At 35.9% G+C, this 14,300-nt stretch carries 11 protein-coding genes and 1 pseudogene; 10 read left to right on the plus strand and 2 right to left on the minus strand.

Annotated elements, in window-relative coordinates:
* Positions 1–373 precede the first annotated feature (373 nt).
* A complete protein-coding gene (locus tag F6K15_RS35195; RefSeq protein ID WP_293070354.1) occupies positions 374–2,485 on the plus strand; it encodes a prolyl oligopeptidase family protein in 2,112 nt (703 codons plus the stop codon).
* 218 nt (positions 2,486–2,703) lie between these two features.
* Here the strand turns inward: F6K15_RS35195 and F6K15_RS35200 are convergent, their stop codons facing one another.
* Positions 2,704–3,135 carry a hypothetical protein gene (locus tag F6K15_RS35200; protein ID WP_293070356.1) on the minus strand — a complete coding sequence of 144 codons (432 nt, stop codon included), beginning with the start codon at positions 3,133–3,135 and terminating at the stop codon, positions 2,704–2,706.
* Positions 3,136–4,524: 1,389 nt separating this feature from the next.
* On the opposite strand from F6K15_RS35200, the gene egtD reads away from it, so the two are divergent.
* The 9 genes from egtD (at position 4,525) to F6K15_RS35240 (ending at position 13,440) form a co-directional block, all read left to right on the plus strand.
* A complete protein-coding gene (gene egtD / locus F6K15_RS35205; protein ID WP_293070358.1) occupies positions 4,525–5,523 on the plus strand; it encodes an L-histidine N(alpha)-methyltransferase in 999 nt (332 codons plus the stop codon).
* Positions 5,524–6,094: 571 nt separating this feature from the next.
* Complete coding sequence (ovoA, locus tag F6K15_RS35210; protein ID WP_293070360.1) at positions 6,095–7,438, plus strand: 5-histidylcysteine sulfoxide synthase; 1,344 nt, start codon at positions 6,095–6,097, stop codon at positions 7,436–7,438.
* 234 nt (positions 7,439–7,672) lie between these two features.
* On the plus strand, positions 7,673–8,269 hold the full coding sequence (locus F6K15_RS38905; protein WP_363269397.1) for an Rpn family recombination-promoting nuclease/putative transposase: 597 nt from the start codon (positions 7,673–7,675) through the stop codon (positions 8,267–8,269).
* Positions 8,270–8,290: 21 nt separating this feature from the next.
* The gene (locus F6K15_RS38910; RefSeq protein ID WP_363269399.1) at positions 8,291–8,635 is read left to right on the plus strand and encodes a DUF4351 domain-containing protein; all 345 of its coding nucleotides are present in this window, start codon (positions 8,291–8,293) and stop codon (positions 8,633–8,635) included.
* A gap of 187 nt (positions 8,636–8,822) precedes the next feature.
* Positions 8,823–9,014 carry an SET domain-containing protein-lysine N-methyltransferase gene (locus F6K15_RS35220; RefSeq protein ID WP_293070362.1) on the plus strand — a complete coding sequence of 64 codons (192 nt, stop codon included), beginning with the start codon at positions 8,823–8,825 and terminating at the stop codon, positions 9,012–9,014.
* Between the two features lie 63 nt (positions 9,015–9,077).
* Positions 9,078–9,878: a phosphate/phosphite/phosphonate ABC transporter substrate-binding protein gene (locus F6K15_RS35225; protein WP_293070364.1), complete on the plus strand. Its 801-nt coding sequence runs from the start codon at positions 9,078–9,080 to the stop codon at positions 9,876–9,878.
* Positions 9,879–10,492: 614 nt separating this feature from the next.
* Entirely contained in the window at positions 10,493–12,052 is a 1,560-nt protein-coding gene (locus F6K15_RS35230; protein ID WP_293070365.1) for a radical SAM protein, read from the plus strand.
* Positions 12,053–12,207: 155 nt separating this feature from the next.
* Positions 12,208–13,050 (plus strand): aspartyl/asparaginyl beta-hydroxylase domain-containing protein, encoded by an 843-nt coding sequence (locus F6K15_RS35235; RefSeq protein WP_293070367.1) that lies wholly within the window; start codon positions 12,208–12,210, stop codon positions 13,048–13,050.
* Between the two features lie 174 nt (positions 13,051–13,224).
* Positions 13,225–13,440 (plus strand): hypothetical protein, encoded by a 216-nt coding sequence (locus F6K15_RS35240; protein WP_293070369.1) that lies wholly within the window; start codon positions 13,225–13,227, stop codon positions 13,438–13,440.
* Positions 13,441–13,582: 142 nt separating this feature from the next.
* On the opposite strand, the pseudogene F6K15_RS35245 reads toward F6K15_RS35240, so the two are convergent.
* A pseudogene (locus F6K15_RS35245) lies at positions 13,583–14,068 on the minus strand (class I SAM-dependent DNA methyltransferase); the annotation flags it as partial.
* Positions 14,069–14,300 lie beyond the last annotated feature (232 nt).

The raw sequence follows: 14,300 nt of genomic DNA on the forward strand, positions 1-14,300 counted from the left end.
GAGAAAAACCCAAGAGATATTTGCCATAGAGTAAATCATTTATATCTCTCCACCCTTCCACTACTGAAAATTTTCTAGGCAACTGTAGAACTTATCCAAAAAAATCAACAATATTGAGATTTTCCTGGTGTGGGAATGAGAAAAACCCAAGAGATATTTGCCATAGAGTAAATCATTTATATCTCTCCACCCTTCCACTACTGAAAATTTTCTAGGCAACTGTAGAACTTATCCAAAAAAATCAACAATATTGAGATTTTCCTGATTTGACAATGACAAAAATCCAAGAAATATTTCCCATAGAGTAAATCATTCTATGCAAGCTCATATAAAACTGGTATAAAATTAAATCAACCATTCACAAATCAAAAATATGAAATATCCAAAAGAACCTCTAACATATCCCATCACCCACAAAACAGACATAGTAGAAAATTATCATGGTGTAGAAGTGGCGGACCCCTATCGATGGTTAGAAGACCCTAATTCAGAAGAAACTCAAGAGTGGGTAAAGGCGCAAAATGAAATTACCTTTAATTATCTTGCAGAAATTTCCGAACGAAAAAACATCAAAAAACGACTAACTAAAATCTGGGATTATGAAAAATATAGCGTTCCTTTTAAAGAAGGCGATCGCTACTTTTATTACAAGAATGATGGTTTACAAAATCAAAGTATTTTATACACTTTGCCTACTCTTGATGCTGAACCAAAAGTTTTGATAGACCCCAACAAATTCTCAGAAGATGGAACAGTCGCTCTTTCGGGAATTGCTATTAGTAAAGATGGCAAATTAATCGCTTATGGTATTTCTAATTCTGGTTCAGACTGGCAAGAATGGCGAATAAAAAATATTGAGACAGGAGAAGATTTACCAGATGTTTTGCAATGGATAAAATTTAATGTACCAGCTTGGAAAAATGATAATCAAGGTTTGTTTTATAGTCGCTACGAACAACCAGAGGCAGGAGAATTAGAAGAAACTAATTATTTACAAAAAATTTACTACCATCGTTTAGGAACTCCTCAAAGTGATGATGTACTAATTTATGAAAAACCAGAGCGAAAAGAATGGAGTTTTAATTGCTATGTCACAGAAGATAGTAAGTATTTAGTTATTACAGTTTGGCAAAGTACAGACCTCAAAAATTTGGTTTTTTATCAGGATTTAACTATACAAGAAGCACCGATAGTAGAACTAATTAGTGAATTTGAAGCTGAATATCGTCTGATAGATAATGATGATAATATCTTTTGGTTTGTCACAGATTTTGATGCTCCGAAAAGACGAGTTATTGCCATTGATATTAATAATCCTCCATCTCCTTCTTTAGTCACAAGAGAAAATCAGGATAAATGGCAAGAAATTATTCCTGAAAAAATAGATACATTGAGAGGAGTAGGCACACTTAATAATCAGTTTGTTGCTTTCTATTTAAAAGATGCTCATACTCAGGTAAAAATATTTAATCTTGATGGTTCTTCAGTACGAGATATCGATTTACCTGGCACTGTTTCTGTGGGTGGTTTTTATGGTAAACGTCACGAGACAACCACATTTTATAGTTATGTTAGCTTCACAACTCCCTCAACTATTTATCAGTACGATATGGTAAGTGGTGAAAGTAAAATTTATCGCCAACCAACTGTAGATTTTAATCCTGATGAATTTGAAACCAAGCAAATTTTTTATAGTAGTAAGGATGGTACAAGGGTACCAATGTTTATTACTCACAAAAAAGGTGTAAAGCTGGATGGAAATAATCCAACTATTCTCTATGGATATGGAGGATTTAATGTTTCCATAACTCCCAACTTTTCTATTAGTAGATTAGTATGGTTAGAGATGGGTGGCGTATATGCAATAGCCAATATTCGCGGAGGTGAGGAATATGGTGAAGAGTGGCATAAAGCAGGAATAAAACAACAGAAACAAAATGTATTTGATGACTTTATTAGTGCTGCTGAATGGTTGATTGAAAATAAGTGGACTTCATCGAAAAAATTAGCTATTACTGGCGCAAGTAATGGTGGTTTATTGGTAGGTGCTTGTATGACTCAAAAACCAGAATTATTTGGTGCAGCTTTACCCGCAGTAGGAGTAATGGATATGTTACGTTTCCCTAAGTTTACTATTGGTTGGGCGTGGGTAGATGATTATGGTTCTCCAGATAATCCAGAAGAATTTAAAGCTTTATATGCTTATTCTCCCCTACATAATTTAAAGCCAGAAATATCTTATCCGCCAACTTTAGTTACTACTGCTGACCATGATGATCGAGTTGTTCCAGCTCATAGTTTTAAGTTTATTTCTGCTTTACAAGCAGCTCATATTGGAGATAATCCAGTGTTAATTAGAATTGAAACTAAAGCAGGTCATGGAGCAGGAAAACCTACTACGAAAATTATTGAAGAAATTACAGACGAATTTGCTTTTTTGCTGAGAAACTTTGAGATTGAATTGCCAGAAAATTTTGGTAATTAATTTAAGTAAAATAAAGAACTTACTGAATAAATAGCAAGGACGAATACCATATACAGCATATTTCGGGCAAATGAGGTACAGGGTAAATGATGAAAATATTGTAGTACAGGCATTTTACCCGCTTTGGGGTGTACCTCATAATAACGAGAAGCGCTGCAAATAGGGCGAATACCATTCGCCCCTACAGATGGTAGTTTAAAAGTTAATTTGCTTACTTACTACACTCCACAAATACCCCTTTCTAGGTTCCAGAGGTTGTCAACTGATACTGATACTTCTGAACCAGGTTTGACATTACCTCCTGATAGATCGATAAGAACTACATCTGCCATTCCCAAGTAACCACCTCGATAAATTGGTTGACCTTGCTCATTTACAGTCTCGTAGGTTAATTCCGAGACTACAGGGGGTAAATCTGGAGAACGATCAAACCGGACTTGAGTAAATAACCCATTTAGATAGGATGCTGTATAAGGATTGGCAGCAGCATCCAATCCATTACAAGATAGGGAATATGCTGCGTGGGCGAAAGGTACTGGTAGAAAAATTGTGCCGACAAAAAGTAAGACAAATGTTATTACTAATGTAGCTACTAATTTAGATATTTGTTGTGGGAACTTATGCCACACACTGCTGAAAAACTTAGTCATAAGATTGCTCATGTTTTTTCCTCGTTGAAAGATTCAATAAATAGTGGATATTATAACAATACCAAAAAATTACTCTTCGTCAACAAAATAATCTATCTAAATTGATAGTTTTATAGTTAGTTAATTAAGCCAAAATTTTGTTTGGGAAAAAGCTGGTTTTATTATGAATAATATTCAAGGTCTATTGTTTTTATCTAATATCACTTTGAAAAAAGAATGCTAAAAATAAGGTATATATTAATTCAGATATGCTTATACCAACTTCCTCAAGTAAAACTACATATATGACGTCTTGGTTTTTCAGCTTGATAGATTACTTTTCCCGAATAATTAATAATTAAATAATTTTGGTTTAAAGCCTCCTCTTTTAAGGAAAAAAAGCAGTCGAGAGATGTGGAGGAGACCTCGCCATATCCAATCAACCAAGAGAAGAAATAATATTTCCTTATATTCAATTCCGTAGCGGTTTTAAACAGAGGTAATTATCAATTATCAATTATCAATTAATGAACGGTGTTGTTTAAGTTTATGAAATTGGTATTAAAAATAACTACTTCAATTTATTTTAGATAAAAATATTTATCGTTTTCTATTTCTTTTTAAAATTATCCCTTCTTCCTTCTTGTTTCTTCCTTCTTTCTTACTGAATAATTAACTAATTAATAATTAAATAATTATGGTTTAAAGCCTCCCCTTTTAAGGGTAAAAAAGCGGTCTCCGGATGGCGAGGGGACCTCGCCATATCCAATCAACCAAGAGAAGAAATAATATTTCCTTATATTCAATTCCGTAGCGGTTAAAACCCGAGGTAATTATCAATTATCCATTAATGAATTCTACCATTTATATCATGTCCGTACTTGATCTTTTGTTTAAACCTAAGCTTAAATATCTAGTGAATATCTAGAGGAAATCTAAGTTTTTTTTCAGACTTTTAAGCCTTCCTCTCTCTTTACCGAATAATTAACTAATTAATAATTAAATAATTATGGTTTAAAGCCTCCCCTTTTAAGGGGAAAAAAGCGGTCTCCGGATGGCGAGGGGACCTCGCCATATCCAATCAACCAAGAGAAGAAATAATATTTCCTTATATTCAATTCCGTAGCGGTTAAAACCCGAGGTAATTATCAATTATCCATTATCAATTATCCATTAATGAATTCTTCCTTTTCCCATGTCTGGTATTCCCTACTTGCGCGATAGACCATTCAATCCATAAAACTACTAAAAGATTTATATGTTGCTTTTATTCCTCAAAGGTAGTCATTTACTTCAAGGAAAATTTATACTAAAATTTTTTCCAGAAGAATTTTATGATGACAAATTTTTGTCCAGAATTTGTTAACAAAAAACTCTTGATTATCCAACCTGTTATGTAGGAGTTAAACAATGTCCTCACAACCTTTGACCATTATCAATGACAACTATCAAGCAGTAAAAAATGATGGACAAGATGTGATTGCCGGATTGAAAAAAAGTCCCAAGAGTTTACCCCCAAAATATTTTTATGACGATCGCGGTTCAGAATTATTTGAAGATATTTGTCAGTTGCCTGAATATTATCCGACTCGTACAGAAGCTTCTATTTTAGAAGAATATGCAGATGAAATTGCTCAACTAACTGGATGTTGTGAATTAGTAGAATTAGGCAGTGGTAGTTCGACTAAAACTCGCTTTTTGTTAGATGCTTATCAAAAAATAGATGGTTCTTTTAGATATTTACCTACTGATGTAAGTGGGGGAATACTAAAAACTAGCGTACTAGAGCTACAAGAAGAATATCCAAATTTCTCTATTGAAGGATTTATTGGCACTTATGATGAAACTTTAGCTCATCTAAAATCAAACCCTACACCAACCTCTTTTGAAGGAACTTCTCTAAACAGAACAATTTGTTTTCTGGGAAGTTCTGCTGGCAATTTTCCACCACAAGAATTCGACCGTTTTTTGAACCAAGTTGCTAATGCTTTAAGACCAGGAAATTATTTTTTACTTGGCATTGATTTACAAAAACCCAAAGGAATTTTAGAACCAGCTTATAACGATAGTCAAGGAGTTACGGCTGCTTTTAATTTGAATATGTTATCCCATTTGAATTGGCGTTTCCAAGGAAATTTTGACCTAGATTTATTTACTCATAAAGCTATTTATAATCAAGGAAAATCTCAAATAGAAATGCGTCTGTATTGTCAAGAAAATGTCACCTTCTCTTTAGAAATTCTAAATTTAAAGGTTGATTTTGAGAAAGGAGAAAGTATTCTTACTGAAGTTTCTCGCAAGTTTGATTTAGCAGTTATTCAAACAGAGCTGGAAACAAAAGGACTTAAAGTTAAAAAAGTATGGACAGACCCTAAAAAGTGGTTTGGATTAATTCTTTGTCAAGCTTGAAATAGCAGTTAGGAATTAAGTCTTTAGGAGTCAGGAGTTAGGAGTCGGGAGTCAGGAGTCAGAAGGAAAGAAAATCACAAAGATTTAGTAGTTTAGCACTTACGCAGTACAACTTAATTTTCCTCCGAAGCGACCGACAGGGTTTGCAGAGCAGTCCGGAACGGATAGCAATCTAAAATCCTAGTTTTTCTTACCTAATGGGTAAGTCCTGTAGTTATGAAGATTGGAGATTTTTTCTATATCCAATCAAGCTGGTTTGATATTAAAAGTATTGCTGACAGCTTCTCCTTTGTTTGTACAACACTAGGTCAAAAAAAGGTAAAAAATTACCGACTTAAACTTTCTTTTTAATAGCTGAATGCTGACTGTTTAAAAATTAATTAATGTCAACATTTCTCAGGAAAAAACATTGATGAAATAAGCTTAAAAATGAATATTAAGGCTTATTTGATCAATAGAGGTAGAAGTTCCAGGATTTCTACCTCACTATTCCAATTTAGCTCTTGTCTAATTATTAAAGTCTAAGAGTTTTAATCAAAAAAATATCCGAACAAATAAATTTTCTGACATTATGAATAGTCTGAAATCTATCAATCCACCAAAACTTAATAGTAGTCAAACTAACAATAGACTACGTCAAGATATCCTTGATTACTTTAATAATGCTTGGCAACTTGAAGATATTTTGATGAACAGTCTAGTCGGTGAAGAAACATTTTATTCTAATCCCGACCCTTTGAGAAATCCTTTAATTTTTTATCTCGGACATTCAGCAGTTTTCTACATCAATAAATTAATTCGTGTGGAATTATTAGAAAAACGCCTCAACCCTAACTACGAAATTTTATTTGAACTAGGGGTAGACCCAGAAATACCAGAAGAGTTAGACCAAGCGATCGCCCATATTAACTGGCCTAAACTTGAAGATGTTTGGCAGTATCGAGAAAAAGTCTATCAAATCATATTAGACCTAATTGAAAAAACCCCTCTAAATCTCCCTATCCATCAAAATCATCCTCTGTGGGCATTGATGATGGGTATTGAACATCAACGCATTCATATCGAAACTTCATCTATGTTGTTTCGGCAACTACCTGTAGAAAAACTCAAACGTCCTAGTAACTGGGAATATGCTCCTACTAATGGTGAGATACTTAGCAATGAAATGATAGAAGTTGCTGGTGGGGTAGTAAAAATAGGTAAACCAGCAGATTATCCTACTTTTGGTTGGGATATAGAATATGGCGATCGCCAAGTTGAAGTCTCATCTTTTGTTGCTAGTAAATATTTAATTACTAATTCAGATTTTCTAGAATTTGTCAAGTCTGGTTGTTACGAAAATCAAGATTTTTGGACTCAAGAAAGTTGGCATTGGAAAACTCAAAATAATATCAAACATCCCAAATTTTGGATACCTGAAAATGGTGGTTATAAATATCGAGCTATGTTTGATGAAATAGATTTACCTTTAGATTGGCCTGTAGAAGTTAATCATTATGAAGCAATGGCATATTGTTGTTGGAAAGGTGAAAATACTCGGTTAATGAGTGAAGCTGAATATAATTTAGCAACTTATAGTAATGGTAAAGAAGCAGAAGCAGATAATTACAATCTGAATTTTAAATTTGGTTCTCCTTCTCCCGTTGGTTTATTAGAAACAGCAAAAAATGAATCGGGATTATATGATTTACGGGGTAATGTTTGGGAATGGTTAACTGATAATTTGAATCCTCTTTCAGGATATAAAACTCATCAACTCTATGAAGATTATTCAGCTCCATTTTTTGATAGTAAACATAATATGATGTTAGGAGGATGTTGGATAACTAATGGTACAGAAGCATTGAAATATTATCGTAATTGGTTCCGTCCGAACTTTTATCAACACGCTGGTTTTAGAATTGTTCAGGGGTAGAAGCATTAATAGTAAGCATTCAGCTATTAGCAAACAGCTATCAGTTTTTTAAAGAATCAAGCAAATACTAAGGTTAGCGGACAGAAATATTTCATTTCCTGCGGAATGCGGAGCTAACAGAACTTTTAATTCTCCTTGACTACTAATTCCTTCTTCCCAGATAATGAGTTAATAACTCATAGCTGATAGCTGATAGCTGACCGCTGAATGCTTACTAATCAACATAGTAAAATCATGAGATTTATTAGCCCAAAAACAGACTTTGCTTTCAAAAAAATATTTGGCTCCACTGAGAGTAAAGATATCTTAATTAGTTTTTTGAATGCTTTGGTATATTCTGGTGAATCTATAATTCAAGATTTAGAAATAATCGACCCCTATAATCCTGGAGATACCATTAGTTTAAAAGATACTTATTTAGATGTAAAAGTCCTCTTAAATGATGGCTCAAATGTGATAGTTGAAATACAAGTTTTAAACGTTCCAGCATTTGAAAAGCGAGTAGTTTATAATCTATGTAAAACTTATGGGAATCAATTAGACACTGGAGAGGGATATCGAAGATTAAAACCAGTAATTGCTTTGACAATTACAGATTTTGAAATGTTTGAGAAAACAGATCGATATATTAATCATTTTGTGTTTCAGGAGAAAGAGAAATCATTTGAGTATACAGATGAAGAAATAGCAATGAGATTTGTTGAATTACCCAAGTTTCCGAAAAAATTAGAAGAGTTAGAAACTATCGCAGATAAATGGATTTATTTTGTGAAATCAGCTCCAAGTTTAGAAGTAATTCCTACTAATTTAGCAGAAATAAAAGAGATATAAAAAGCTTTAAATATTGCTAATTTGGCAAATATATCAAGAAAAGAATTAGAGGAAGTACACAAGCAGGAAGTATTTTTAGAAGACCGTGCGGGTCAAATTATGCTAGCTCGACAGGAGGGACGAGAACAGGGACGAGAAGAAGGACGACAACAAGGAATAGAGCAAGGATTAGAAGCGGGTAAGTTGTCAATGCAAAGACTAATATTAGGTCAACTGGAGAGAAAATTTTCAGCAGAAATTCCTGCCATAATTAGAGAGAATATTCAACAGTTATCTCTGGAAAAGTTAGAAAATTTAGGAAGAGCAATTGATAATTTTAGTAGTTTAGAAGATTTGTCTAATTGGTGTCAAGAATCAGAACAGTAGTAGGTGTTCATTAATGGATAATTGATAATTGATAATGACCACTCCGTTTTAAGGAGAGGATTGACTAAAAGGAAAAAATAAATTTTTTCCCCTTGAAAGGAAAGGCTTTTAACCTGAAGTCTTAGACTATTATTTTGTACAGCCATTAGAATATGCTACAACTAAGAAAATCAAAGGATATTTTGTCTTGGGTTTAGCTTCTCTTTGTAATCATGCAGAAGACCCTAATTCTTATGTTGAATGGATTGAAGATGAAGTAGGTGTATGGTCACACTTAATAGCCAAAAAACATATTAAAACTGATGAGGAAGTTACCCTTTTTTACACCAATATTAATGAATATCCTGATGGTGAAACTTTTGTTCAATTTTTAGATTAGTTTTGAGAAAAAGTTATCGCAATTGGTTTCGTCCTAATTTCTATAGCCTTGTATTAAATCAAAATGTTTCAAACTCTTAAAGTTATTTCACTACTATCAGAAAATTCAGACAGTACCTGTCGCCAAATCACTCAATATCTGAGTAAGCAACTGGACATTGCCACGGATTTTATAGATAATATTGATTGGCGAGAAAAACATCAACTGCTCGATGCACAAGAAGTTCACCTAGGATGGATTTGTGGAATAGACTATGTCCGGAAGATTGACAGTAAAATTTCACCTGTTGACTTGGTAGCAGCTCCAGTTATGAAACATCCACGTTACCAACAACAGCCAATTTACTTTTCAGATGTCATTGTCCACCGTGATTCCCAGTACAATGCTTTTGAGGATCTACGAGGCAAATCATGGGGTTACAACGATGTGGGTTCTCATTCAGGATACAATCTAGTCCAGTATCATTTGGCCAAACTAGGTGAGACCCATGGTTATTTTGGAAAGGTAATTGAAGCCGGAACTCACTTACAAGCTATAGAAATGGTCTTAGAGCATCGGGTTGATGGTGCTGCCATTGATAGTATGGTGCTGGACCTAGAATTGCGGACTAAGCCTCAACTCCAGTCCAAACTGCGTGTGATTGAAAACCTTGGGCCAAGTCCTATTCCTCCGTGGGTGATTACCAGAAATGTCCCCTCAGCATTACGTGAGTCAATTCGCCAAGCATTTTGGAATCTGCACGAAACTCCAGAAGGTCGAAGCATTTTGGAACCAGAACAGATGATGAAGATGGTTCAGGTAGAAGATAGTAATTACGATCTTATTCGTGATATGAAAAAAGTAGCTAATCAAGTAGTCTTGTAAAATTGGCGTTGCTGAATTGAAGTATGAATGTGCGATTGTTTGGTTCTCGCCTTCGCCCCCGCGCATCCCCCATTCAACAAAAAGCGCAGCATCCTCTGGCTTCCCATCCTTCAAATGCGCAGCATCCTCTGGCTTTCCCCCTTCCCAAGGGGGACGGGAGGGGGATTAAAGGGGGACTTTTAGAGTTTTATTCCCCCCAATTTTGGGGGGCTAGGGGGGCAAAATTATACCAATCAGCAACGCCGTAAAATTCTATCCTCATTGAGATTGTAGCGCTTTTCAAATTGATGAACCACATCTTCACAAGCAGAACCTTGTAGGGACGTTCCATAGAAAGTCCCTACTGTGGTCTATCCAAATGAAAACCGCTGTAAAGCCAATGTCTTTGCTAGTTCAAATATTAGGACTTACGCAGATACGCTATATATAGTACTCATAACTATTGTCCAATAGTTACTGGACTCTATACACAGTGTCTTTGCGTAAGTCCTGAAATATATTAGAGAAGTTGAAGATTTTTAGTAGTTTTCTAAGATATTTTGAGAACATCAAGTATCCATAGACATAAGTCTATCAATGATTCTCAAAGTAATAAAGCTATTAAAGTGATTATTATGAAATCAGCATCTCACCAAGCACCTACCATTGGACTCATAGAAGTTCCTGCTCTCGGATTGTACGATCCGAACGGAAAAAACTGGACTCCAATGTTCAAACGCAACCCTCTACTTAGCAAACAAGTTTTGCTGGCTCATCTACAAGCAGGGGGATTTGATGCCCAACTTGTTCATCTCAAAGATGGAGATTATGAAGAAGAATTTGGTCAAGTTGCTTGGAAAGGATCGACCCTAACAAAGGTCTATTCAGGTAAAAAGATTTGGGATATCGATCCAGATGCTTATGATGCTTGGGGCGTTACTGCTAACTTTATGCAAGAACGCGAGATTGTCTGTATGGTTATCGAACATCTGGCGAAGGGAGGAAAGCCAATTGTTGTAGGTGGGTCTGATGCGATCGCTGACCCAGAACCATATTTCCAAGCTGGTGCAACAGTAGTTGTGCTAGATAAATCTGGTGCTGCCAATTGGTCTATTTTCGATAGTGTCTTGGGACGACCACCTCGAGAACCACTCAATGGGGTGATTTTTCCAGATGGAACTAAATATCCCAAGCGAAATCGAGCTTTGAATCCCCAAGATTGGTCTTTACCTTCCCTAGAAGTCGCTCGGCAATGTTTCGGTACAGAATATTCTGGCGAGCGTTTTCTCGAAGACTTACTACCCATTGGTTCAATATTTTCTGATATTGGTTGCGATCGCACTTGTGACTTTTGTCAGACACCAACCTATGGCACAGGTTATCGCCGGATGACACCCCAAAAAGCATTGGAATGGTTGAAAATTCAGAAAAAAGCTGGTGCAAAGTCAACAGTGATGGTTGCCGATCAATTCCTGGGGCGTATCCTTTTTCCTGGTGGACGAGAAGAAATTCTCGAAATTATCCAGGGAGCAAGAGAAATGGGAATGCCCTTATTATGGCCGAATGGTTTGGAACTGAGGAAAGCAACCCTCGGTCGTGGGCGCAATTACGATCATAGTGACTTGACTCCTGATGAAGAGTTAGTAGAAGCACTCTGGGGTTGGGATGGCAAGGTAGGTAGCTTTTTGGCCTATGTTCCTGCGGAACGTCCTGTGGTGGGTAAACAACCCTATGCTAAAATTCTACCCTGGCAACAACATTGTAATATGTTGCGCTCCATTGTTAGGGCTGGTTTGCCAGTTTTGGTTTATGGTGTCATTGTAGGATTGGCTCAGGATTCTCACGAGGAATTGTTATATCTTGAGGAGTCCATCATGGAACTTCGTCAAGACTTGAAATCAATTAATCCCGATCTAGATTTTCAGGTGGCTTCCTATTCTATCTCTCCTATTCCCGGAACACCCCAGTGGGACTATTTAACCAAGTCAGGTTTGCTCCGCATTGAAGATCCTTCAGTTGTCGGAGAGTTTTGGGCAGCTAGTTGCGATACCCACCACCTAACTTATGAAGAAGTTTCAGATTGGCAAGTTCGTCTAGCTGAAATTGGTAAAGATGACTCCAAGTTACTCAATTATCATGGGGGACTCACAGTTGTAAATAAAGGCGATCGCGAAAAAACTCTAGCACAATCTTAGGCATAGAAGCTTTAGGTATTAACAACAGGACTTACACAAAATAAGAAAATATAAACCATCTTTAGGGGCGAATGCCATTCGCCTCCTACGAATAGCGTGTTGTCTAAGAAATTGCGTAATTACTGAACAAAAAATGTAGTTTGAGAGGAAATAAATTGACAACTAAAATTATTGGTAATGTTTTTGAGCAACTGAATTGGTTGAAAATTGAGGAAGAACTCTTAGCTTGCCAAAAAATTGCTCCTTGTGTTTCTTATCCCGATGATTTTTCTGGACTCATGAGAACCTATCCTCTATGGAATCAATCTGGTGCTCCTAAAGATGCCTACTTATATAAGTATGAAGGTGCGGCTCAAATCACAGATATTGGGATTAAATTAAGTTACCTTTCTAACCTAGTTAAAAATACATTTCATCTGGAGTTTTTGAAGCTATGTCGTCTTCACGAATATACAAGCGAAACTTTTTTCCTTCCTCATCGAGACTATCTTGATGGTTCTGAGGAAATTGGAGAAATTTATACCCGTATGTACATTCCGGTTAAAGTTCAAGAAAAATGCTGGAATTCTTATGAAGAAGAAGTATACGATGTAGAATTAGGAGACATCGTGTTTCATGATGGTTCTTTAGTTCATAGTGTTTGTAATTTTTCCTCAGAGTCGCGCTTTCGTTTTGAATTTGATTTCGATCCTCAAATACCTTGGGAAGATTTATTCAAAGATAAATCTGTTTTGAAATTAAAGGAGTTGAAGTCAGTTCCTCGCGAACCTTTTAGTGAGGAAGATTTAAATAATTTGTTAGAGTTGGCAGCAAACATTATCAATTGCTATAACTTTAAAGATATAGCCGTTTTGTTTGGTAAAATTCATTTTCAAAAAAACGTCAATTGTGCCTTAATTTATGATTGGTTAGAAAAGGTTGTAGAAAAAAATGGAAATTCAGACCTTTTAGAATTGTACAAAAAGACCAGGTGGCACTTAGTAGATCGGAAATTATGAAATTTTCAGGACTTACGCAAAAGATGAAATTACACATCATTTTTAGGACTAAGGGTTTAACAACCTGGTGGTCATGCGTAAGTCCTGTTTTTATAGAAGGAAGATTTCTGGATCGCCAGGCTACTTCAATCAAACAATATTAAGATCAATAGAGACCCCTTTGAACTAGGAGAAATGAGTTTTCATCACGTCTTCAACGTTCATGGTGCAGCAGCTAACCGCACTACCCAACCGAGAATGGCAATTACAAATATTTATTTTGAAAACGGCGCTCGCGTGAGTAACTCCTCAAAAATAACTTCTGGAAGTTGGAAAAAGTTTATACCTGATACTAAGCCTTCAGAGGTGATATCAACACCCTATAATCCAGTTCTCTATGCTGTAAGTTAATAACCTTTGTTACCCAAGTATAAGGGTGAATGGCAATTCACCCCTACAATATAGACTCTTATCTTTAATGCTGAATAACACCGATGGTATCAGATTTGATATCATGTTATAATTTATTGAGTATAGAATTTGGCAGAAGTTATTAGCTAACCCGATAAACCCAAATCCGATAATAACCATCAGGTTTAGCTGTTGACAAAGGAGAGAAGCGATAGCCAACTTCTGATAACTTCCATTTGCCAGACTCTTCTAATGCAGTCAACTTTTGTTTGAAATCACTGTTCTCGTAAAAGTCAAGACGCATGGTAAAAATAATATATCCTCCGGGTTTGGTAATTCGGATTAGCTCATCAAAAGAGCTACTGGGCGCGTGTCCATAGGTAAATACACCAACACTGACAATGGCATCAAAGGAGTCTGAGGGAAAACCAAGGGGTTCACCCATAACTTTTTGGTAGAGTGCAGTATAGACATTCTTTTTTCGTGCCTCCTCTAACATTTCAGGAGAAATATCCATCCCCTCTAAATTAGAGTAACCATTCTGATGTAAAATTTCTCCGACTAAACCTGTACCAGCACCAGCGTCCAGCATTTGGGCATCTTTAGCAACTAATCTAGATAATACTGCCGCAACTTTCTGAGGAGCTACATAGTTACAATCATTTACTAATTCTTGGTCATAGTCTTTAGCCCATGTGCTATAGTTCTCTAGTAATTCTTGATGATTTTGAGTGTCTTATGGGTGAGGGTAGGAGACAGGAGACAACCCACCCCTAGCCCCTCCCAGGAGGGGAGGGGAAGACAGGAGAAAAGGCTCGGGAGCGAGGAGGTAGGAGTAAGAATTGTAAGAATGATTTTTC

The sequence above is a fragment of the Okeania sp. SIO2B3 genome, assembly GCF_010672525.1.
GTDB lineage: Bacteria > Cyanobacteriota > Cyanobacteriia > Cyanobacteriales > Microcoleaceae > Okeania.

Coding starts and splice junctions, on each gene's coding strand:
- F6K15_RS35200 (WP_293070356.1), bottom strand. CDS start 3,135: ATGACTAAGTTTTTCAGCAGTGTGTGGCATAAGTTCCCACAACAAATA.
- F6K15_RS35195 (WP_293070354.1), top strand. CDS start 374: ATGAAATATCCAAAAGAACCTCTAACATATCCCATCACCCACAAAACA.
- F6K15_RS35225 (WP_293070364.1), top strand. CDS start 9,078: ATGTTTCAAACTCTTAAAGTTATTTCACTACTATCAGAAAATTCAGAC.
- F6K15_RS35240 (WP_293070369.1), top strand. CDS start 13,225: ATGAGTTTTCATCACGTCTTCAACGTTCATGGTGCAGCAGCTAACCGC.
- egtD (WP_293070358.1), top strand. CDS start 4,525: ATGTCCTCACAACCTTTGACCATTATCAATGACAACTATCAAGCAGTA.
- F6K15_RS35230 (WP_293070365.1), top strand. CDS start 10,493: ATGAAATCAGCATCTCACCAAGCACCTACCATTGGACTCATAGAAGTT.
- F6K15_RS38905 (WP_363269397.1), top strand. CDS start 7,673: ATGAGATTTATTAGCCCAAAAACAGACTTTGCTTTCAAAAAAATATTT.
- ovoA (WP_293070360.1), top strand. CDS start 6,095: ATGAATAGTCTGAAATCTATCAATCCACCAAAACTTAATAGTAGTCAA.